The 20,198-nt window shown below is 56.2% G+C and carries 19 protein-coding genes; 11 read left to right on the forward strand and 8 right to left on the reverse strand.

Features of this window, described 5'->3' with window-relative positions; all coding sequences use genetic code 11:
- Window positions 1-141 precede the first annotated feature (141 nt).
- Window positions 142-468, forward strand: coding sequence for a hypothetical protein (locus Q3970_RS05860; RefSeq protein ID WP_303099678.1), 327 nt, complete (start codon window positions 142-144; stop codon window positions 466-468).
- A gap of 325 nt (window positions 469-793) precedes the next feature.
- On the opposite strand, the gene Q3970_RS05865 is transcribed toward Q3970_RS05860, so the two are convergent.
- On the reverse strand, window positions 794-2,014 hold the full coding sequence (locus tag Q3970_RS05865) for a D-alanyl-D-alanine carboxypeptidase family protein (protein WP_303099679.1): 1,221 nt from the start codon (window positions 2,012-2,014) through the stop codon (window positions 794-796).
- A gap of 272 nt (window positions 2,015-2,286) precedes the next feature.
- Between Q3970_RS05865 and ilvA the strand changes: the two genes are divergently transcribed.
- Window positions 2,287-3,810 (forward strand): threonine ammonia-lyase, biosynthetic, encoded by a 1,524-nt coding sequence (gene ilvA, locus Q3970_RS05870; protein WP_303099659.1) that lies wholly within the window; start codon window positions 2,287-2,289, stop codon window positions 3,808-3,810.
- A 72-nt stretch (window positions 3,811-3,882) separates the two neighbouring features.
- The gene (gene trpB, locus Q3970_RS05875; RefSeq protein ID WP_303099660.1) at window positions 3,883-5,088 is read left to right on the forward strand and encodes a tryptophan synthase subunit beta; all 1,206 of its coding nucleotides are present in this window, start codon (window positions 3,883-3,885) and stop codon (window positions 5,086-5,088) included.
- Window positions 5,089-5,182: 94 nt separating this feature from the next.
- Here trpB and Q3970_RS05880 read toward each other — a convergent pair whose 3' ends face one another.
- Complete coding sequence (locus Q3970_RS05880) at window positions 5,183-5,764, reverse strand: opacity family porin (RefSeq protein ID WP_303099661.1); 582 nt, start codon at window positions 5,762-5,764, stop codon at window positions 5,183-5,185.
- Between the two features lie 205 nt (window positions 5,765-5,969).
- Between Q3970_RS05880 and azu the strand changes: the two genes are divergently transcribed.
- Window positions 5,970-6,548, forward strand: coding sequence for an azurin (azu, locus tag Q3970_RS05885; RefSeq protein WP_303099662.1), 579 nt, complete (start codon window positions 5,970-5,972; stop codon window positions 6,546-6,548).
- Between the two features lie 101 nt (window positions 6,549-6,649).
- Here azu and Q3970_RS05890 read toward each other — a convergent pair whose 3' ends face one another.
- The 3 genes from Q3970_RS05890 to Q3970_RS05900 form a co-directional block, all read right to left on the reverse strand.
- Entirely contained in the window at window positions 6,650-8,143 is a 1,494-nt protein-coding gene (locus Q3970_RS05890) for a tripartite tricarboxylate transporter permease (RefSeq protein WP_303099663.1), read from the reverse strand.
- Window positions 8,144-8,154: 11 nt separating this feature from the next.
- Entirely contained in the window at window positions 8,155-8,592 is a 438-nt protein-coding gene (locus Q3970_RS05895) for a tripartite tricarboxylate transporter TctB family protein (RefSeq protein ID WP_303099664.1), read from the reverse strand.
- A gap of 132 nt (window positions 8,593-8,724) precedes the next feature.
- Complete coding sequence (locus tag Q3970_RS05900) at window positions 8,725-9,720, reverse strand: tripartite tricarboxylate transporter substrate binding protein (RefSeq protein ID WP_303099665.1); 996 nt, start codon at window positions 9,718-9,720, stop codon at window positions 8,725-8,727.
- A 346-nt stretch (window positions 9,721-10,066) separates the two neighbouring features.
- On the opposite strand from Q3970_RS05900, the gene ylqF reads away from it, so the two are divergent.
- The 4 genes from ylqF to Q3970_RS05920 all read left to right on the forward strand — a co-directional run bounded on the left by ylqF (window position 10,067) and on the right by Q3970_RS05920 (window position 13,168).
- A complete protein-coding gene (gene ylqF, locus Q3970_RS05905) occupies window positions 10,067-10,999 on the forward strand; it encodes a ribosome biogenesis GTPase YlqF (protein WP_303099666.1) in 933 nt (310 codons plus the stop codon).
- Complete coding sequence (locus Q3970_RS05910) at window positions 10,996-11,346, forward strand: hypothetical protein (protein ID WP_303099667.1); 351 nt, start codon at window positions 10,996-10,998, stop codon at window positions 11,344-11,346. Before ylqF ends, Q3970_RS05910 begins: the two co-directional genes overlap by 4 nt.
- A 56-nt stretch (window positions 11,347-11,402) precedes the next feature.
- On the forward strand, window positions 11,403-12,032 hold the full coding sequence (locus Q3970_RS05915) for an SMC-Scp complex subunit ScpB (RefSeq protein WP_303099668.1): 630 nt from the start codon (window positions 11,403-11,405) through the stop codon (window positions 12,030-12,032).
- Between the two features lie 131 nt (window positions 12,033-12,163).
- Window positions 12,164-13,168 carry a pseudouridine synthase gene (locus Q3970_RS05920; RefSeq protein WP_303099669.1) on the forward strand — a complete coding sequence of 335 codons (1,005 nt, stop codon included), beginning with the start codon at window positions 12,164-12,166 and terminating at the stop codon, window positions 13,166-13,168.
- A gap of 85 nt (window positions 13,169-13,253) precedes the next feature.
- Here Q3970_RS05920 and Q3970_RS05925 read toward each other — a convergent pair whose 3' ends face one another.
- Window positions 13,254-13,733 carry an FxsA family protein gene (locus tag Q3970_RS05925; protein ID WP_303099670.1) on the reverse strand — a complete coding sequence of 160 codons (480 nt, stop codon included), beginning with the start codon at window positions 13,731-13,733 and terminating at the stop codon, window positions 13,254-13,256.
- Window positions 13,734-13,951: 218 nt separating this feature from the next.
- On the opposite strand from Q3970_RS05925, the gene Q3970_RS05930 reads away from it, so the two are divergent.
- Window positions 13,952-14,662: a M23 family metallopeptidase gene (locus Q3970_RS05930; protein ID WP_303099671.1), complete on the forward strand. Its 711-nt coding sequence runs from the start codon at window positions 13,952-13,954 to the stop codon at window positions 14,660-14,662.
- Between the two features lie 256 nt (window positions 14,663-14,918).
- Here Q3970_RS05930 and Q3970_RS05935 read toward each other — a convergent pair whose 3' ends face one another.
- Entirely contained in the window at window positions 14,919-15,923 is a 1,005-nt protein-coding gene (locus tag Q3970_RS05935) for a hypothetical protein (protein WP_303099672.1), read from the reverse strand.
- 187 nt (window positions 15,924-16,110) lie between these two features.
- Here Q3970_RS05935 and Q3970_RS05940 point away from each other — a divergent pair, with 187 nt between their 5' ends.
- Together Q3970_RS05940 and Q3970_RS05945 are read left to right on the forward strand one after the other, a co-directional pair.
- Window positions 16,111-17,457 (forward strand): DUF2868 domain-containing protein, encoded by a 1,347-nt coding sequence (locus Q3970_RS05940; protein WP_303099673.1) that lies wholly within the window; start codon window positions 16,111-16,113, stop codon window positions 17,455-17,457.
- A gap of 80 nt (window positions 17,458-17,537) precedes the next feature.
- Complete coding sequence (locus tag Q3970_RS05945; RefSeq protein ID WP_303099674.1) at window positions 17,538-18,869, forward strand: DUF3482 domain-containing protein; 1,332 nt, start codon at window positions 17,538-17,540, stop codon at window positions 18,867-18,869.
- 297 nt (window positions 18,870-19,166) lie between these two features.
- Here the strand turns inward: Q3970_RS05945 and Q3970_RS05950 are convergent, their stop codons facing one another.
- Window positions 19,167-20,108 carry a calcium-binding protein gene (locus tag Q3970_RS05950; protein ID WP_303099680.1) on the reverse strand — a complete coding sequence of 314 codons (942 nt, stop codon included), beginning with the start codon at window positions 20,106-20,108 and terminating at the stop codon, window positions 19,167-19,169.
- Window positions 20,109-20,198 lie beyond the last annotated feature (90 nt).

Consider the following 20,198-nt stretch of genomic DNA (forward strand, 5'->3'; position numbering starts at 1 on the left):
TCGGCTTACATTAAAATATTTCGGTGCAGTTGCGGCAGCTGCTTTATCGGGTGCCTGTTCGCCGCCGTCTGTTTATAAGGCGGAGTGTAAAAAATAACGAAGGCGGAAGTTGCCCGGCTGTTTGACAGGTGGAACAATTCGCTGCAGACGGGAGATTCGAAACAAGTGGTTGCCAATTATGCGCCCGAATCCATTTTGCTGCCGGCCCTTTCCAATAAAGTAAGGGTAACTGCTGCCGAAAAAGAGGATTACTTCCGCCATTTCTTAGAAGACAAACCGGTTGGCACAATAGATTACCGCCATATCCAATCGGGATGCAACACGGCTGTTGATGCGGGGCTGTATACTTTCACCTTCAAGAAAATGGGCAGGAAAGCAGGTGGCCGCTACAGCTTTAATTATCAATGGAACGGTAAGGAATGGCTGATTGCCAAGCACCATTCTTCATCAAGTTTCCTTTTCGGTTGAGACCCCACCATTTATGGCGGTAGAATTTGGGTTTATCGGGTAGGGGTGTAACCCCTTCCCAATCAGGGCAACACGTAGGGCGGCGCTTTATGTGTCGTCCTGTGTGTTGAAACATTAATGCCCGAGCAGGAATAACGGGTTGAAGTGTTGTTATTAGTTAGTGCACCGTTTTTGAAAAAGGCGGTGTTTTGTGCAGAATCCGGGCCGTCTGAAAAACCGAACTGCTCCTATTTTTAAGTTGGTTAAGATGTCCGACTTTTTGGGAGCAGTTCAGTTTTTCAGACGGTCCGGTTTATCTGCGCATAAATATCGGACGAATGCTTAATTATTCGTCGGAAAACAGGTTCTTGAACCACAGCACGATGCTGTCGTAGGCGCGGCCGAACCAGCCCGCTTCGTCAACCGCGTTGAGCGCCACCACGTTTTTTTCGGCCAAAACGGTGGTGCCGTTCATGATTCTGAGTTTGCCCAGCACCTGGCCTTTCTGAATCGGCGCAAGCACAGGCTGTACGGTTTCGAGCACGGGTTTGATGTTTTGGCCTTCGCCGTGCGGAATGGTAACGTAGGCTGCACCCAGAAAACCCACGCCCACGGCATTGGCGCTGCCTTTATAAACCTTAACCTGTGAAATGGTTTGGTTGGCATCATAGAGTTTGGGCGTGTCGTAAGACTGCAGGGCCCAATTGAGCAGCTTGCTGCTTTCTGAAGCACGCGCTTCGGTGCTGGCGGTGCCCACCACCACCGAAACCACGCGACGGCCGTTGCGTTTGCTGGAGGCCACCAGATTGTAGCCCGCGCTGCTGGTGTGGCCGGTTTTCAGGCCGTCGACGCTGGAATCGCGGTAGAGCAGCAGGTTGCGGTTGGGCTGTTCGATATTGTTGTATTTAAACGATTTCATGGCGTAAATCGGATAATACTTGGGAAAGTCGCGGATAATCGCGCCGGCCAAAATGGCCAAATCGTTTACGGTGGTTAAGTGGCCTTCGCCGGGCAGGCCGGTGCTGTTGGTGTAGCGGGTGCGGGTCATGCCCAAGCGTTTGGCTTCAGTGTCCATCATGGTGGCAAAGCCTTCTTCGCTGCCGCCGATGGCTTCGGCCAGCGTGATGGCGGCATCGTTGCCCGACTGCACAATCAGGCCTTTAATCAAATCGCTGACGCTGGCAGGTTTTTTCGGATCGAGAAACATACGCGAACCTTCGGCGCGCCAGCCTTTAGACGACACGGTGAGCATCTGGTCGGGTTTCAGGGTGCCGTTGTCGAGTGCTTTGAAGGTTAAGTAGGCGGTCATCAGTTTGGTAAGTGAGGCAGGTTCTATTTGGGTGTTGATGTTTTTGCCCGCGAGAATCTGGCCGCTTTGCAGATCTTTAACCAGATAGGCGGTGGCGGCGACTTCGGGGGCGGCTGCGGCTGAGGCGGCCGGCAGGGCGGCTGAAGGTTCGGCGGCGGTTGATAAGGCGGATGCTTCGGCCGTGGCGGCTTGCGGTTCGGCGGCGGCGTGGCCGGAAATCAGGGCGGCGGCCAGCAGGCCGAGTAAGGTTTTCTTCATCATTAAAATGGCTTCTTGGAAATTAAAACAGGGGCGGTTTTAAAAAAACGAAGCCGTCTGCCGGTTTCAGACGGCCCCGATCGAATTGGTTCTGCACCGGACTGCATGCCGGTTTTGCAGAGCGGGCATTATACCCGCCAATACTTGTTTTGCTAAGTTCCGGTTCAGATTTTTCTTGCTTTCAGACGGCCTGCGGGGTATGGTTTTGCCTTTGCCCGCGCAGGCTTTTCAGCCGCTGCGGGCGTGTGATTTTCCATCTGAAGCCAAACCGCATGAACACACCGTCTTATTCCGACTATCTGATCCGCATCCTCACTGCCGCCGTGTATGATGTTGCCGTGGAAACGCCGCTGGAGCAGGCGCGCGGCCTGTCGCGCCGGGCCAATAACAATATTTTGCTCAAACGCGAAGATTTGCAGCCTGTGTTTTCGTTCAAAATCCGCGGCGCCTACAACAAAATGGCCAAGCTGCCGAAAGAGGCGCTCGCGCGCGGCATCATCGCCGCCAGCGCGGGCAACCATGCGCAGGGCGTGGCTCTGTCGGCGCAGCGTTTGGGCTGCCGCGCGGTGATCGTGATGCCCGAAACCACGCCGCAAATCAAAATCGATGCAGTGAGAAACCGCGGCGGCGAAGTGGTGCTCAAAGGCGTGTCGTATAACGATGCCTATGATTATGCCGTTAAGCTCGCCGAAGAAGAGGGCTTAACTTATATCGCCCCGTTCGACGATCCCGACGTGATTGCGGGGCAGGGCACCATCGGCATGGAAATTCTGCGCCAAACGTCCGAAAGCATCCATGCCATTTTCGTGCCCATCGGCGGCGGCGGTTTGGCCGCAGGCGTGGTGGCGTTTATCAAACAGGTGCGCCCCGAAATCAAAGTGATCGGGGTGCAGACCAACGATTCGTGCTGCATGAAAGTGTCGGTTGACAAAGGCGAGCGGGTGGAGCTGAAAGACGTAGGGCTGTTTTCAGACGGCACCGCCGTGAAGCTGGTGGGCGAAGAAACGTTCCGCATCTGCCGCGACCTGCTCGATGAAATCATCACGGTCGATACCGACGCCGTCTGCGGCGCCATCAAAGATATTTTCGACGACACCCGCAGCATTATGGAGCCTGCCGGCGCATTGGCGCTGGCCGGTTTGAAAGCCTACATCAACCGCACGAGGGCCGAAGGCGAAACGCTGGTGGCGGTAACCAGCGGTGCCAACATCAATTTCCACCGCCTGCGCCACGTGTCGGAACGCAGCGAGCTGGGCGAAGGCAACGAAGGCATTTTCGCTGTGTCGATACCCGAAAAACCGGGAAGTTTCCGCAAATTTATCAATGTGTTGGGCAACCGCAATATTACCGAGTTCAACTACCGTTACGGCGACGACGAAACCGCACATATTTTTGTGGGCATCCAAACGGCAGGCGTGCAGGATTTGGCCAAAATCAGCGCCGGCCTCACCGCCGCCGGCCTGCCCAACACCGATTTGACCGATAACGAAGTGGCGAAAATCCACACCCGCTATATGGTTGGCGGGCGCACGCACAAAGTGGCCAACGAGCGTGTGGTCAGCTTCGAGTTTCCCGAACGGCCGGGCGCGCTGGCGCGTTTTCTGAACCGTATGCAGTCCGATTGGAACATTACCCTGTTCCATTACCGCAACCACGGCGCCGATTACGGCCGCGTGCTGGTGGGTGTGGATGTGCCGCCGCAGGACGCCCGAGCCTTTGCCGGCTTTCTCGACGGCCTGGGTTATGCCTATGAAGACGAAACAAACAATGCGGCATACAAGCTGTTTTTAGGCTGAAAAGGCCGTCTGAAAGGCTGTTTTAACATTCCGGCTTTCTTACACCACTATTGTTTTACAGGGAATAACAACATGGCAAACGAACAATTAAACGCACTGGTTCTGCCCGACGAAAACGGCAACTTCGGCAAACACGGCGGCAAAACCGGCCACCCGGAATTGGCCAAAGCCTTGGCCGAAATAGAAACCGGCTTCCGCAATATTATCAAAGACGCCGACTTCATCAGCGAAATGAAACGCCTGCAAGCCACTTATGTCGGCCGCCCCAGCCCGATCTACCACGCCCGCACGCTGTCGCAGCGCGGCGCGCAGATTTATCTGAAACGCGAAGACCTCAACCACACCGGCGCGCACAAAATCAACCACTGCATCGGTGAAGTGCTGCTGGCGAAAAAGCTGGGCAAGAAAAAAGTGATTGCCGAAACCGGAGCAGGGCAGCACGGCGTTGCCTTGGCCACCGCCGCTGCATTATTGGGCTTGGAATGCGAAATCCATATGGGCGTGGTCGATATCGCCAAAGAGCACCCCAATGTTTCGCGCATGAAGATTTTGGGCGCAAAAATCGTGCCTGTTTCCGCCGGTGCCGGCACGCTGAAAGAAGCGGTAGACAGCGCGTTTGAATCGTATATGGGGCAGCTGGGCGGCAGCATGTTTGCCATCGGCTCTGTGGTCGGCCCCGCGCCGTATCCGGAAATGGTGGCTTACTTCCAATCCATCGTCGGCCACGAAGCGCGCGAACAGTTTCAGACGGCCTACGGCGGCCTGCCCGACGAAGTGATCGCCTGCGTGGGCGGCGGGTCGAATGCGCTGGGCTTGTTCAACGCCTTTATCGACGACAAAAACGTGGAACTGGTAGGCGTGGAACCCGCCGGCGAAGGCTTGGACAAACCCGGCCGCCACGCCGCCACCATGACTTTGGGCAAATTCGGCCATATTCAAGGTTTCAACTGCTATTACCTGCAAGAAGCCGACGGTACGCCTGCCGCCGTGCATTCCATCGCTTCGGGCTTGGATTATCCCGGCGTCGGCCCGCAACACTGCCACCTGAAAGACAGCGGCCGCGCGCGTTACGAAACCGCCACCGATGCCGAATGTTTGGACGCCTTTATGGCTTTATCGCGCGAAGAAGGCATTATCCCCGCGCTGGAGTCCTCGCACGCCGCGGCTTACGCATTGCGCCGTGCCGCCCGGCTCGGCAGCGGCAAACGCCTGCTGGTGAACCTGTCGGGCAGGGGGGATAAAGATATTGACTATGTGCTGGAAAAGATTGCCGTTTAACCGGCGGGGGAGAGCCGTTTTGATACCATGAAGCAGGCCGTCTGAAAAACAGCGTTTGCCGCATTTTTTTCAGACGGCCTGATGCAGGGGGTATTTAGAACTTCACGCGGACACCGGCAGAAAATTCGTTGGTGTTAATTTTGACATCGTCATACTTGCCCCAGTAGTTGTAGCGGTAGCCTGCATCCAAAGCAATATTGTCGGTTACGTTAACACCTACGCCGGCCAAAACGCCGGCTCCGGTTTTGGTTTTACTGTAAGATTCGGAATAGCTGCTGTAGGGGGTGGTGCGGCTGTATTTGTCTGAAAGGCGGTTGAATCCTACGCGCGCGCCCAGATAGGGTTTTACTCTTTCACTTACGGGGAAGTCATAAACGGCAGAAACGCCGATACTTTGAAATTTGATTTTTCCGCTGTAGGTCGAATAACTGTTCGATTCGCCGTATTTGATGGATTTGTAGTGGGTATAATCCACGCCGCCGCGCCAGTTGCTGCCGAAATCGTAACCGGCGGTAAGGCGCGGGCTGAAGCCGCTCTTAGAGGCTGAGTAACCTTCGTTGTCTTTAGCTTTCAACCTGGCGGTGCCGGCGTCTGCCTGAATGTAAAAACCGGGATCGGCAAAAACCGGGGCGGATAAAGCCAGGGCAATAGCGGCAGCAAAAATCTTCTTAGACATAATTAACCTCGTTAATATTTTAAAAACAATGATTTGTATAATGCATTTGTATTTTATGTCAGAAGCAACTTTATGTAAACAGGGTAATGGCGTGCAAAATGGAATATTATCATAAATTGATTTAAATCAAATGCTGATAAAAAAAACAGCGGATAATCCAAAAAATGTTATTTTTAAAGTTTTTAACCCGATACGGAGTTGTTTCATGAAAACCTATTTAGCTTTAATCTCTGCCGCCGCCTTTGCTTTAAGCGCCTGCGGGGGGCAGGAAGCCTCTGCTCCGGCAGACCAACCGGCCGCTGCCGAAGCGTCCGCACCTGCGGAATCTGCGGCTTCTGCCGAAGCTCCCGCCGAGGAGCCCGCAGCGGCTTCAGGCGGTGAGTCTGCTGCAGCGGAAGAAGGATGCGAAGTGGTGGTGAATTCCGATGATCAGATGAAGTTCGACAAGCAAGAGTTGGAAATCAAAAAATCCTGCAAAGAATTCAAAATCGTGTTGAAACACACCGGCACAATGCCCAAAGCGGCCATGGGGCACAATATCGTGATTTCCAAAGCCGAAGACGCACAGGGCGTGGTGAGCGACGGTGCAGGCGCAACCGCTGAGAAAGATTTTGTGAAAGAAGGCGATACACGCGTGATCGCCTACACCAAATTAATCGGCGGCGGCGAAGAAACTTCGGTTACGGTTGATCCGTCCAAATTCGCCGAAGGCGGCCAATATGAGTTTTACTGCACCTTCCCCGGCCACTACGGCCTGATGCACGGCGCGGTGAAACTGATTTGATACGCAAACTGTAAAGATAACGGCCTGTGTTTGAAGCAGGCCGTTTTTTGTGCTTGTTTTGGTATTACTTGCAATGGGGTCCGCTGCCGTCCGAAAAGTTTTCAGACGGCTTTGCGGCGGCGCATCCGGCGGTAAACCGGCAGCAGTACCATAAAGCCCGACAGCACCCATAACGACAAGGTAATCGGGCCTTGGAACAGAATGCCCACGTCGCCTTGCGAAATCGACAGTGCACGGCGCAGGCTGGATTCCATCAGCTCGCCCAACACATAACCCAGAATCAGGGCGGAAAGCGGGAAGTTCAGTTTGCGCAGCATATAGCCTAAAATGCCCAGCCCGATCATCAGCGCCAAATCGAATGTGGTACTGTGAACCGCATACACGCCCACGAAACTCACTGCTGCGATGGCCGGAATCAGAATATGTTTGGGAACATTCAACAGCTTGGCGAAAAAGCCCACCAGCGGGATATTCAGCGCCAGCAGAATGATGTTGCCGATAAACAGCGAGGCAATCAAACCCCACACGATATCGGGCTGCTCACTGAAAAGCTGCGGGCCGGGGGTGATGTTGTAGAGCGTTAACGCGCCCATCATCACCGCCGTGGTGCCCGATCCGGGCACGCCCAGCGTGAGCATGGGGATAAACGAGCCGCAGGCCGAGGCATTGTTGGCCGCTTCGGGGGCGGCGATACCGCGCAGGTCGCCTTTGCCGAACGTGCCGTTTTTGCCGGCGATTTTTTTCTCGTTGGTATAAGTCATCGCACCGGCAATCGTTGCACCCGCACCGGGCAATACGCCGATAAAGAAACCGGCTGCGCCGCTGCGGATAATCGCACCCATGCTGAACATCAGCTCTTTCAGATTAAAGAGCGCACGTTTGCCCTGCGTCAGTGCTTTTTGGCCGCTTTCGGTTTGCTCCAGCATAATCAGGATTTCGCTGATGCTGAAAAAGCCGATGACGATGGTGGTGAACTGAATGCCGTCTGAAAGGTTGACCGAATCGAAGGTGAAACGGTAAACGCCGGTAACCGCGTCCATACCCACCGTTGCCAGTGCCAGGCCGATTAAGGCCGAAACGGCGGTTTTAACCGGCTGGTCGCCCACCAGGCCGCTCAAACAGGTGATGGCGAACACCATCAGCACGAAATATTCGGCAGGGCCGAATGCAATCGCCCAATCCGCCAGCAGCGGTGCAAACAAAACCACGCCTGCGGTGGCGATGATGCTGCCGATGAACGAGCTGGCGGCAGAAAGCGAAAGCGCGATGCCCGCCTTGCCCTGTTTGGCCAGCGGGTAGCCGTCAAGCGTGGACATAATCGCCGCCGCGTCGCCCGGCACATTAATCAGAATCGCCGAAATGCGGCCGCCGTATTCGCAGCCCAGATACACCGCGGCCAAGAGAATCAGCGCCGATTCGGGCGGCAGGCCCAAAGCAAAGGCAAACGGCAGCAGCAGCGCCACGCCGTTAATCGGCCCCAAGCCCGGCAGCATGCCCACGATGGTGCCGATAAATGCGCCGGCCAATGCCAGCAGCAGGTTTTGCGGCAGCAGCGCCACCTGAAAGCCCGACATCAAATATTGCAGAGTTTCCATTTATGTGCCTTTCAACCGAAAAAGCCCAAGGGCAGCGGTACATCGAGAGCCAGATCGAACAGTGCGTAGAGCAGGGAGCCCAAAACAATGCCCGACACCGCACAGGAGAGCGTGCGGCCGCCGAACAGTTTGCCGATGCCGAACGACATCAGCGCGGTGGAGAGGGGGAAGCCCAGCACTTCGAACAACGCGGCATAAGCGCCCAAAAACACTATGCACAGGCCGGTTTTTTTCAAAACGGCGGGAGTGTAATTCAAATCAATATGCCCGCTGCCCGGCCGTACCGCCAAAAACAGGCAGCATAAGGCCAAAAGCGAGAGAATCAGCATCGGATAAGGGCGCGGCCCCAGCGGGTCGTAAGACACCGGCGCGGTATAGCCGGAGGCCAGATAGAGTAAGCCGAGCGCGGCCAAAAGCAGCGCGGCGGAAAACAAACGTTCGGTTTTCATGAGGTGAAACTCCGTTTGAAGACAGAAAATTATTTTGTGCGGCAATGGTTTTTCAGACGGCCTTCAGCAAAAAAACAGGCCGCCTGAAAAAACGGCAACCGGAAACAAAAAGTTTCCGATTGCCGTTTTGCGTTACTTGGCCAGATCAAACTCTTTAGACAGCGCACGCATTTCTTCGGTGGATTTTTCAACATACTGTTTCAGCTCGTCGCCCGTCAGCTCGAACGGCAGCAGGTCGCGCCGGCTGCGCAGCTCTGCGAATTTCGGGTCTTTCAGCATGGCGTCGAAATGGGTTTTCCACCAGTTGTAGGATTCGTCGCTCACTTTCGGGCCCATGTAGTAACCGCGGATAACCGGCCACTGCACGTCGTAACCCTGCTCTTTGGCGGTGGGGATGTCTTTGAGTTTTCCTTGCAGGCGCTCGGGCGAGAATACTGCCAGCACGCGGACTTTGCCGGCTTCGATGTGCGGCCCCATCTCGGCGATGCCCGCGCTGACCACGTTGATGTGGTTGCCCAGCACGGCGGTTACCGCTTCACCGCCGCCTTCAAGCGCAACGTAGGTCATGTCTTTCGGGTTGATGCCCGCGGCTTTGGCCACCATTGCCGTTTGCAGCCAGTCTTGGCCGCCCACGCTGCCGCCCGCACCGAAGCTCACCGATTTAGGGTCTTTTTTCAGCGCGTCAACCAGATCCTGCAGGTTTTTCAGCGGCGAATCGGCGTTTACGGCTACCATGCCGTAATCAGTGCCCACCGCTGCCAGCCAGCGCACATCTTTTTCGGTGTATTGGCCGAACTTGCCCTGCGCCAGATTCAGCAGCGAACCGGTGGAAAACGCCACGATGGCATCGTTGTTGGCCGGGTCGTTCGCCACGATTTTGTTATAGGCAACCGCACCCACGCCGCCGGGCATATAGGTTACGCGCATCGGCTTGTCGAGCTGGCCGGTGTCTTTCAAACCGCTTTGCGCGAGTTTGCAGGTTAAATCGAAGCCGCCGCCGGGTTTGGCGGGCGCGATACATTCGGGCTTGCCCGGCGCGCCGGCTTCGGCACCGTCTTTCTTACAGGCGCCCAGAGTAAAAGCCGCGGCAACGGCCAAAGCCAATACGGTATATTTTTTGTGGTTCATGGCAGATTTCTCCGGTTGATATGTTGATGAAGCTGCCGGTGCAGCTTCAGGAGGGTGTGGCGCAAAAAATTAAATGACTCCTTATACTTTGTCAACATGATTCAATTATTATTAATAAAATCAGTTTGGTATCAAACAAGTATTCGATTTTGCACTGTCTGCGCGAGGCCGGATTCACCCCTGCATTTTTTGTACGGCAAAGGCTTTATGCCGCCTGTGTTATAATGCTGCAAACATTCAGGCAGCCTGCTTTCGGGCTGCCTGATTACCATCAGGCAAACATAAAACCCCGAAATTTTTCAGACGGCCTTCAAGCCGTACAACCACCCCGAAAGAGCAGCACACTATGGCAATCCAATGGTTTCCCGGCCACATGAACAAAGCCAAAAAGGCCATCGCCGAGCGCATCAAAAGCGTGGATATGGTAATCGAAATGCTCGACGCCCGCCTGCCCGCATCCAGCGAAAACCCCCTGCTGGCGCAACTTTCCAAAGGCAGGCCCAAGCTCAAAATCCTCAACAAACAGGATTTGGCCGACCCCGAACGCACCGCAGTTTGGCTGGAACACTACAACAGCCGCCCCGACACTCAAGCCATCGCGCTCGACTCCTCCGAAACCGCCGCCGCCGCCAAAATCACCCGCGCCTGCCGCACCATGATGCCCAACCGCGGCGGCATCGACAAACCCCTGCGCGTATTGATTTGCGGCATTCCCAACGTCGGCAAATCCACCCTGATTAACGGCATGATCGGCAAAAAATCCGCCAAAACCGGCAACGAACCCGGCATCACCAAAGCCGAACAGCGCCTGTTTCTCGCCGATGATTTCTGGCTCTACGACACCCCCGGCATGTTGTGGCCGAAAATCATCGTCGAAGAGAGCGGCTACAACCTCGCCGCCAGCGGCGCCGTCGGCCGCAACGCGCTCGACGAAGAAGAAGTCGCCCTAGAACTTTTAGACTACCTGCGCCGCCACTACCTGCCACTGCTGCAAACGCGCTATCAGGCCGACAAAGACCCCAGCAGCCACTGGCAAGACACCGACTGGCTCGAATGGATTGCCAAAAAACGCGGCGCAGTTTTAAGCGGCGGCCGTATCAACTACCAAAAAGCCGCCGAAAACACCCTCACCGACTTCCGCGACGGCCAAATCGGACGCATCACCTTAGAAACACCGAACCAATGGGAAAGCTGGCTGAAAGCGGCCAAACAGAAAGAAGCCGAGCTTAAAGCCGCAAGGGAAGCCAGAAAGGCAGAGAGAAAAGGAAAACCCTCATGAAACCGATATTTTCTGCCGTATTATGGGCAGGCATCTTATCTTTAACCGCCTGCGCCCATTCAGACGGCCTGAACAAACCGGCAACCGAACCATCAGAAGGGCGCGTCAGAATCTACAAATCCGACGGCTCGCGCCAATGCCAAGGCGGCGGCGTCAGTCCCGAAGCCATGAAAAAAGAATTACAGGGCATACGCGTGTATGCCGCTGAAAAACAAACTCTGCACGGAATGATGTTCCCCGCCGTGTGCGGCGGCCAAACCGGCAGCATTAACGTATATACTATTGCCGAACAAGATTTATCCGAAGCTGGGAAGCGCGGATTCAATATGTTGAAGCAGAAAGATTAACTTAATGTTTCAGACGGCCTGCTGCCGAAACAGGCCGTCTGAAACCCAAAAAAACCATGACCGAAAAACTCCCCCCCGATGCGCTGATTGAAGCCGCGCTTTTAACCCAAACCGAGCCTTTAAGCGAAAAAAACATGCGCGAATTGTGTGTGCCGCCGCTGTCGCAGGATAAGCTGATTGACGTGTTGTCCACCCTGAAAGCGCGTTGGCACAACCGCGCGCTGCAACTAACCCACACCCACGAGGGTTGGCGTTTCCAAATCGCGCAGGCGGCGTTTGAGCGGCTGGGCAGTTTGCAGGAGCAGCGTGCGCCGCGCTATTCGCGTGCGGTGATGGAAACGCTGGCGATTATTGCCTACCAGCAGCCGGTTACGCGCGGCGACATCGAAGGTATACGCGGCGTGGCGGTGTCGCAAAACGTGATGCAGACGCTGCAAGACAGGGGTTGGATTGAGGTTATCGGCCACCGCGATTCGGTCGGCCGCCCCGCGCTGTGGGCCACCACCAATGTGTTTTTAAGCGATTTGCAGCTCGAGAGTTTGGAAGAGCTGCCGCCGCTGACCGAATTGGGCGAACTGGTACTGCCCGATTTGATCGAGCCTGCTGAAAGTGGCGGAGAGCCGGAGGCGTTCGAGCCGGAACAGGAAGTTACCGACGGCGGAAACGCCGATATCCGTTTGAATTAAGTTTCAGACGGCCAAGTTTCTAATAATACAGGCCGTCTGAAAAACCCTTTTTTACCAACCCGACCTGCCCGCCGCAAGGCCGCAGAAGAACCGTTTTGCCTTGGCAGCAAAGCGCGTTAGGAGAACCCGAAATGTCTAAAAAAACCGTAAGCAAGCGCGAATTCCGCGATGGTGTGGCGGATAAGAAAAAGCCCGCCCGCAGGCCGTCTGAAAAAGTTTCAGACGGCCTCAAAGCCAAGCCGAAACGCGATCAGGGCGCCGCACCGAAAACGCGGGCGGCACGCGCCAAAAAGCTGGTGGTGCGCAACCCCAACCAAAAAATCATGGAGCGCGCCCGCGATTTGAAAGAAAAACGCGCCGATTTGGAAAGCTTCGAGCCGGTGCGCCTGCAAAAAGCGTTGGCCGCGTCGGGCGTGGGTTCGCGCCGCGAAATGGAAGAATGGATTACCCAAGGCTTGGTAACGGTGAACGGCAAAACCGCGCAATTGGGCGACAAAGTGTCGCCCGACGACCAAGTGCAGGTAAAAGGCAGCGTAATCAAGCTCAAATGGCCCGACCGCCTGCCGCGCATCATTCTTTACTATAAACAGGAGGGCGAAATCGTATCGCGCGACGATCCGCAAGGGCGCGTGAGCATTTTCGACCGCCTGCCGCAGGCCGCCAGCAGCCGCTGGGTGGCCATCGGCCGTTTGGACATCAACACCAGCGGCCTGCTGATTCTCACCACTTCGGGCGAGCTGGTAAACCGTTTCGCCCACCCCAGCTTCGAAGTGGAGCGCGAATACGCCGTGCGCGTGTTGGGCGAGATGAGCACCGATCAGATGAAAACGCTCACCGAAGAAGGTGTGATGCTGGAAGACGGCTTGGCTAGAGCCGAACGCATTTACGAGCAGGGCGGCGAAGGGGCGAATAAATGGTATAACATCGTGATTAAAGAAGGCCGCAACCGCGAAGTGCGCCGCATTTTCGAGCACTTCGGCCTAACCGTCAGCCGCCTGGTGCGCGTTGGCTTCGGCCCCATCGGCCTGCCCAACCGCCTCAAGCGCGGCCAGTTTTACGAGCTGAACCCCGCCGAAGTGGCCAATATCATGAAATGGGCGGATATGCCGCTGCCCGGCAGCCGCAGGAGAAGATAAGGGTTTAAAACACGGTTAAAGGCCGTCTGAAAAAAGAGTTTTTTCAGACGGCCTGTGTGCGCTGTTTCAAATGCGGTGTAAAAAATCAATCCGGCTTGTGTTCGATGTAATCCTGTTTTTGTTTTTCAGACGGCGTGGTAACGGTATATTCGCCTTCTATGATGTCGCCGCTGCCGTCGGGCGGGCGGCTGAAAGGGTTGCCGGCATTGCCGAAAGAACCGCCAGTAGTATTCATTTGGGCAATCGGCCTGCCTTTGAAGGGCAGGAGCAGGATCAGGGCGGTAACCAGCGACACGAAGCCGGGACTCATCAGCAGCAGCGCGGCAACCGCATAACGGACGGGCCACAGCATTTGGTAGAGCGAAATTTCACCGCCGTTTTTCATGGCAGCCCCCGCCAGCAGCACGCCCGATAGGCCGGTATGGCGCAGCATCATCACGCCTGCGATAAAGCTCAACACCATCAGCGCGAGTGTGGCGCCGCCGCCCAGCCAGTCGGCCACCCATACGATAGACATGATTTCCAAAAACAACAGCACCAGAAAACCGATACCGAAAAACCGCATTGCACAAACTCCTTGTTATTTATTGTGTTGCCGCGCAAAAAAGCAAAACGGCGGCGCGATCGTGCACCATTTTCAGTAAAATAAAGCCTGAAAGGCGCGCTTTCAAGCATTTTTGATGTGAAAACGGGTAAAATACACGCAGTAAAAACAAGTAAAGCTCAAACAAAAGGCCGCGCGGGCATTCGGGCGGCCGTCGAAATTTGTTATCCTTACGCCCCATGAATACACAAACAGCCTTTTCATCAAAATTGAAAACCCTCCTGCTTACCGCTGCCGTGTCGGCCCTGGCGGCTTGTGCAGGCACCTCTTCAACCGCCTCCGGCCCTGTTCCCGAAGGGCATTACCGCGTGCAAAGCGGCGACAACCTTTACCGCATCGGCCTGCGTTTCGGCCAAAGCGCGCAAACGCTGGCGGCCTGGAACAATCTGAGCGATCCCACCAAAATCGAAGTCGGCCAAGTGCTGCGCGTGCGCCCGAAAGGCGGCTCCGGTTCCACTTCAACTTCGGCGCGCGCATCGGCAGGCGCTCCTGCAAGGGAAACCACCGTCGCCCCCACCAACCGCCTGACCCTGCAATGGCCGGTGGACAACGGCAGCGCCAACGTTATCGCACCTTATAACGGCGGTTCCAACAAAGGTATCGACATCGGCGGCGAAGCCGGCACGCCGGTGAAATCGGCGGCGGCAGGCAAGGTGCTGTATGCCGGCGAGGGTTTGCGCGGCTACGGCAAGCTGATTTTAATCAGCCACAACAGCAGCACGCTGACGGCCTATGCCCACAACCAGAGCATTTCGGTGCAGAAAGACCAAACCGTGCAGGCGGGGCAGGTTATCGGCACGATGGGCGATACCGATGCCGACCGCGTGAAGCTGCACTTCGAGGTGAGGATCAACGGCAAGGCGGTCAATCCCATGCCTTATCTGAATTAGCCTTTTCCAATATCTTTCAAAATTCATTCAGGCCGTCTGAAACATTTCAGACGGCCTGAGGCTTTTATAAAATTCATGTGGACACTTTAAAAATCTGCGTCATATTCGGGCTTTTGTTTAGAAAGAAATAGCAGATACTCGGGTCAAGCCCGAGTATGACGGAGGTTGGGCATTTCAGACGGCCTGAAGGCAGTTTTGTAAAGGCCTTGACCTGAATGAATTTTGCCTCCCGGCATGAACGGGCTGCTTGGACGGGTTAAAACAAGGCTTCAGCCCGCAGCAGCGTGCCGATATGGTGGTTGCGGTTTTCTTTGCGGTTGTTCAGGTAATTGATTTCGGCCTGCATAAACAGCCAGTCGCGCCAAACGGGTTGGCGCCAGCCTGCAAACGGGCCGTAGTTGTTGAGTTTGGCTTTTTTTGCTTCGATGCCTCCACCGGCATACAGGCCGTAATTGAGGCGTTTTCGGCCGGGAAAATCATGCTGCCGGTAGAAACTGTTGCCCCAAGCCCAGTCTTCTTCATTGTTATGGGTGTATTGCAGATGAAGCTGGTTGGCGATAAAGGGGCGGTTTTCGGGAGCGTGGCGCACTTCCCAGTTGGTGCGCACATAATGTTTGCTGTCGATGCCGTAGCGGTAGATTTGTTCGAGGCGGGTGCTGAAATCGCCGCCGAGCTGCCAGTTTTTGCTGCCTTTGAGGCGCAGGTAGATGTCGTCGCCGGAGCGTATGCCGATGTCGGCATCGGTGTCGATGCCGGTGCGTTTGCTTATGTCGGACCAGCGCAGCGCCAGCGACGAATTGCTTTCGCGGCTTTGGGTTTTATCGAATGTTTTTTCTTCAGGGCGGGCGTTTCCTTCATAGAGGTGAACATTGCTGCGCGGTTCGTTATCCAGTGAATCATCGCCGAACACCACGTTCAGGCGCTTTTGCAACACGGGCAGTTTCACCTTGCCGCGTATGCGCGGTTTCACCGAAAAGTTGTCATACTTGTTCCACTCGGTGTCGAGCATCACGCGCAGGTTGGCATCGGCGGGGTTGTCGGGATCAGGCTCGCCGAACCAATCGTCCATGCTGTGTGCCCAAGATTTCAAACGGCTTCTCACCGCACCGTGCCTGCGGTCGGCCCAAGTGTCGTTTTCAGGCGCAGGCGCGGCTTCTGCGGCGGGGGCGGGGTTAACGGGCACATATCCGGCGGCTTCATAAGCCCATGCGGCACAAGGCGCGGCAAGCAGCAGCGGAATAAGCAGGCGGCGGGTGTTCATGTTGCGCTCCTTTACGGGTTTTAATGTGGCGGCAGATAAACTTTAATGCTTTTAACAGTGAAAGCATACTGCATTTGCCGGCAATATGCCATCGGGCCGTCTGAAAACCGCCGCACAGGCCGTCTGAAAGCACATGGCGCTGTGTTAGAATAAACAACTTTTTCAGACGGCCTTACCTCTCGAAACCATGCTCACACCGCCACGCCAGCTCACCGAACTGGTGCGCCTTTTGCAGGAACGCGGCTATATTTTCGCCGCCGATCCGCAGCCGCTCACCGAAGCCCTGCGCCACGCCGAAGGCAGCGCCGAAGCAAAACTCTGCCGCCGCGCCGAAATGATAGACAGCGACCGCAAACTGCACGACAGCCTCGGGCACGTGCAAAGCCTGTTTGCCTGGCTGCTGCTGGCCGCCACCTTGTTTTGGCTGGTGAGCGGCTTTGCCGGCACCGCAACGCTGATGCAGCAGTCGGGGCTGAACTTTTTCTTCGTGTTGGCCGGCGTGCTCGGCGTGCATACCCTGATGCTGCTGTTATGGTTGGGCAGCGTGCTGCTGCCGCGCTTCAAGCCGCACGGCTTGTTTGCCAACCCCGCCTTATGGATACGCGGTAAAGACCCGGTTAACCAAGCCATCTTGCGCCTGTACAGCGACGAATGGGGCAAGCCCGCCACCCGCTGGCTGATCGGCCGCACCAGCCACCGCCTGTGGCTTTCCGCCTTAACCGGCATGTTGGCCGCCGTGGTGGTGCTGCTGGCCGTGCGCCAATATACCTTCAACTGGGAAAGTACCATTTTAAGCGACGCCGTTTTCGTGCAGGCCGTGCAGGCGCTAGGCTGGCTGCCCGCCCAACTCGGCTTTCCCGTGCCCGATACCGATGCCGTGTTAAACAGCCGTCTGCACGACGACCTTGCCGCTTCACGCCAATGGGGCGGCCTGCTGATCGGCAGCATCGTCTGTTACGGCCTGCTGCCCCGTTTCGCCGCCTGGCTTGCCTGCCACATCCTTTCCCGCCGCAGCATGGGCACGCTGCCGCTCGAAAAACCCTATTACCAGCAAATCATCCAGCAATGGCAGCAGCGCGTGGTCGATGCCGACACCCAAAGCGAAACCGTTGCCGCCGCCCCGCAAATCAGCCTCAGCAACGCCCCCAAATGGGCGGTGATGCTCGATGCTGAATGGGCGGACAAAACCTGGTTCCAACACGTTTTGGGGCAAGAGTGGCTAAACAAAGGCACCGCCGCCGGCCGCGATGCCGTCGCCGCGCTGAAAGCCGATTTGCAGGCCAATCCCGCCCAACTGCTGATCGGCGTGCGCGCCCGCAGCATGCCCGACCGCGGCATCCTGCGCCAGCTCACTGCTCTGGCCGAAGCCGCGCAGGGCGGGGCGGTGGTGCAGCTTTTGGCCGAAAAAAACATTTCAGACGGCCTTGAAGACTATTTAAACCAATGGCACGCCGCGCTCACCGAACGCCGCCTGCCGTGGCTGGATCCGCCCAAAATCAGCCAAAGGGAAAGGCTGGGGCAAGAGGCCGTCTGAAAAGCAGGCGGTAACAGTAGGCAGGACTCAAGCTCGACTTACTGCCCAAACCATTTAAAACATATTCCGAACAGTTGTTTATGCAAAACAAACCGCTATCCCTGGCCGTGGTCGGCCACACCAATACCGGCAAAACATCGTTGTTGCGCACGCTGCTGCGCGACAGCCGTTTCGGCGAAGTGAAAAACGCGCCCGCCACCACCCGCCATGTGGAACAGGCGGCGATTAACGACGGCGGCGAGACGCTGGTGTATCTTTACGACACGCCCGGGCTGGAAGATGCGGGTGGCGTGCTCGACTGGCTGGAAGCCAACACTTCTAGCCGTTCGGACGGCATCGAGCGTTTGCAGCAGTTTCTCGAAAGCCCCGAAGCGGCGGGCGATTTCAATCAGGAAGCCAAAGTTCTGCGCCAGCTGCTGCAAAGCGATATGGCGCTGTATGTGGTGGATGCGCGCGAGCCGGTGCTGAATAAATACAAAGATGAACTAACGGTTTTATCGTGGTGCGCCAAGCCGGTAATGCCGGTGTTCAACTTTATCGGCGGGCAGGATTTGGGCGGGTGGACGACAATGCTGGCGCGGCGCACGCTTCACGTTTACAGCGGTTTTGACACCGTAGCCTTTGATTTCGAAGGCGAAATCCGCCTGTGGGACAACTTGGCCACCATGCTGCCCGAACGCGGTATTATCGACCGACTGATTGCGATGCGCCGCCGCGAATGGCAGCAGCTCGACCGCGAGGCGCGCAGCGAAATCGCCCATTTCCTGCTTGATGTGGCGGCCTACAAGCTGGAAATCGATGAGGGCGACAGTCCCGAGCCGGTGCTGCAAACCATGCAGGCGGCCGTGCGCCAGCTCGAGCGGCAGCTTCAGCAGCAGTTGTTCCAAACCTACCGTTTCTACCATAACGAAATCGACACCGGCGAATGGGCGCTCAAGGCGTTCCGCCAAGACCCGTTCGATGCCGATTTGCTGAAAGAATACGGCATCCGCACCGGCACCGGCGCGGCCACCGGTGCGTTAATCGGCTTGGGTGTGGACATGGTTACGCTCGGCGGCTCGCTCGGTTTGGGTACCGCCATCGGCGGAGTGCTCGGCGGCGTGCTGCCGAATATGCAGACGATTACCGACAAACTGTCGGGCAAACAAACCCTGCATATCGACCCGGAAACCCTCACACTGCTGGCCGCCCGTGCCCTCGATCTGCTCGCCGCCCTGCAAACGCGCGGCCATGCGGCGCAAGCCGAAATCAGGATGCAGAGCGGCAAAATACCGTGGCAGGTTTCGCGTTTGCCGTCTGAATTGGACAAAGCCCGCAACCGGCCGAAATGGTCGTCGCTCAACACCCGTCTGCCCGAACTGAGCCGCCGCGAGCGTGCGGAGGCGGCAAAAGGGCTGGCGGCAAAGTTATAAACGGCGTAGGGCGCCGGCTGGTTTTATATTTCGTTGTTATATATCGTCATACTCGGGCTTGACCCGAGTATCTTTTTTCCTTTTACGCCTTGTTCTAGCTGCTTCTAAGGGTTGTTTCCGATTTGATAACAAGATACTCGGGTCAAGCCCGAGTATGACGGAGTTGGGTGTTTCAGACGGCCCGAATAAATTTTGCAAAGGTATCGGCCCGAGTGAGTTTTGTAACGGTTTGGGGTTTCATAAAAAACAGGCCGTCTGCAAAATTCAGACGGCCTGTTTGTTTAAGCTGTTTCAAACTTAAATGATGCCTTGGGTTTGGGTTTGCTGGGCAATTTGTTCTTGGCTTGCAGCGGCATAGCTTGTATCGATGCCGTAGCTGTTCAGAACATTATCGATGGCGGTGCTGTCCCATACGGTACCGTCGTCGAAATTGAATTCTTCGATACGGTAGGCGGCACTTTCAAACCAGTTGACCACGGTGAGGGAATCTTCACTGTTGGCGGTGATGGTCAAATCGTTGCCGGTGCGCGCGAAGCTCAGATCGGAAGCCTGAAGCCCGTGCCAAAACTCGATAACGTCGTGGTTGCCCTCGGTGGTGTCGTAATCGCAGATGATGTCGTGGCCGTAACCTTTGTTGAAAATATAGGTATCGTTGCCTGCACCGCCTTCGAGATAATCGTTGCCTTCGCCGCCGTCGAGCCAGTCGTTACCGCCTTTGCCGATGAGGCGGTCGTTGCCGTCCATACCGCGCAACTCGTTGTTGCCGCCGTTGCCGATGATTTCGTTGTCAAGACAGTTGCCGGTGCCGTTCAGATCGGCGCTTCCCATCAGAATCAGGTTTTCAACGTTGTCGGGCAGTTCGTAATCGATATAGGTGCGCACGGTGTCGATACCTTCATCGGCATATTCGATAACGCAGTCCCCCGGCTGTTCCACCATATAAACGTCGTTTCCTGCGCCGCCGTACATAATGTCGTCGCCTGCGCCGCCGTTGAGGTAGTCGTTGCCGTTGCCGCCGTAGAGCGTGTCGTTGCCTTCCTGACCGTAGAGTGTGTCGCCGTTTTCGCCGCCGTAGATAATGTCGTCGCCTGCGCCGCCGTAAATCACGTCGGCACCTGCATAGCCGTAAATTTCATCGGCTTTGTCGGTTCCGTAAATCGTGTCTTTTGCCTCGGTGCCGTGGATTTGGCCGATTTCGTTGGGTTGGCCTTGGAATACGTTTCCGGGGTTGGTGTCGATGCCGCCGAAGCTGTTGGTGGGGTTGTCGTTGTTGTTTTGACAATCCGTACAGGTGTTTTCGGTGTTCGGAGCAGGCTCGGGCGTAGGCTC

Source organism: Neisseria sp. (assembly GCF_030530745.1).
Taxonomy (GTDB): domain Bacteria; phylum Pseudomonadota; class Gammaproteobacteria; order Burkholderiales; family Neisseriaceae; genus Neisseria.

Excerpts from the sequence above, each read along its gene's own strand:
- Q3970_RS05930 (WP_303099671.1), top strand. The coding sequence starts at position 13,952 with ATGAATACACAAACAGCCTTTTCATCAAAATTGAAAACCCTCCTGCTT.
- Q3970_RS05925 (WP_303099670.1), bottom strand. The coding sequence starts at position 13,733 with ATGCGGTTTTTCGGTATCGGTTTTCTGGTGCTGTTGTTTTTGGAAATC.
- Q3970_RS05940 (WP_303099673.1), top strand. The coding sequence starts at position 16,111 with ATGCTCACACCGCCACGCCAGCTCACCGAACTGGTGCGCCTTTTGCAG.
- Q3970_RS05865 (WP_303099679.1), bottom strand. The coding sequence starts at position 2,014 with ATGAAGAAAACCTTACTCGGCCTGCTGGCCGCCGCCCTGATTTCCGGC.
- azu (WP_303099662.1), top strand. The coding sequence starts at position 5,970 with ATGAAAACCTATTTAGCTTTAATCTCTGCCGCCGCCTTTGCTTTAAGC.
- trpB (WP_303099660.1), top strand. The coding sequence starts at position 3,883 with ATGGCAAACGAACAATTAAACGCACTGGTTCTGCCCGACGAAAACGGC.
- Q3970_RS05900 (WP_303099665.1), bottom strand. The coding sequence starts at position 9,720 with ATGAACCACAAAAAATATACCGTATTGGCTTTGGCCGTTGCCGCGGCT.
- Q3970_RS05890 (WP_303099663.1), bottom strand. The coding sequence starts at position 8,143 with ATGGAAACTCTGCAATATTTGATGTCGGGCTTTCAGGTGGCGCTGCTG.
- Q3970_RS05945 (WP_303099674.1), top strand. The coding sequence starts at position 17,538 with ATGCAAAACAAACCGCTATCCCTGGCCGTGGTCGGCCACACCAATACC.
- Q3970_RS05895 (WP_303099664.1), bottom strand. The coding sequence starts at position 8,592 with ATGAAAACCGAACGTTTGTTTTCCGCCGCGCTGCTTTTGGCCGCGCTC.
- ilvA (WP_303099659.1), top strand. The coding sequence starts at position 2,287 with ATGAACACACCGTCTTATTCCGACTATCTGATCCGCATCCTCACTGCC.
- Q3970_RS05935 (WP_303099672.1), bottom strand. The coding sequence starts at position 15,923 with ATGAACACCCGCCGCCTGCTTATTCCGCTGCTGCTTGCCGCGCCTTGT.
- ylqF (WP_303099666.1), top strand. The coding sequence starts at position 10,067 with ATGGCAATCCAATGGTTTCCCGGCCACATGAACAAAGCCAAAAAGGCC.
- Q3970_RS05880 (WP_303099661.1), bottom strand. The coding sequence starts at position 5,764 with ATGTCTAAGAAGATTTTTGCTGCCGCTATTGCCCTGGCTTTATCCGCC.
- Q3970_RS05920 (WP_303099669.1), top strand. The coding sequence starts at position 12,164 with ATGTCTAAAAAAACCGTAAGCAAGCGCGAATTCCGCGATGGTGTGGCG.
- Q3970_RS05910 (WP_303099667.1), top strand. The coding sequence starts at position 10,996 with ATGAAACCGATATTTTCTGCCGTATTATGGGCAGGCATCTTATCTTTA.
- Q3970_RS05915 (WP_303099668.1), top strand. The coding sequence starts at position 11,403 with ATGACCGAAAAACTCCCCCCCGATGCGCTGATTGAAGCCGCGCTTTTA.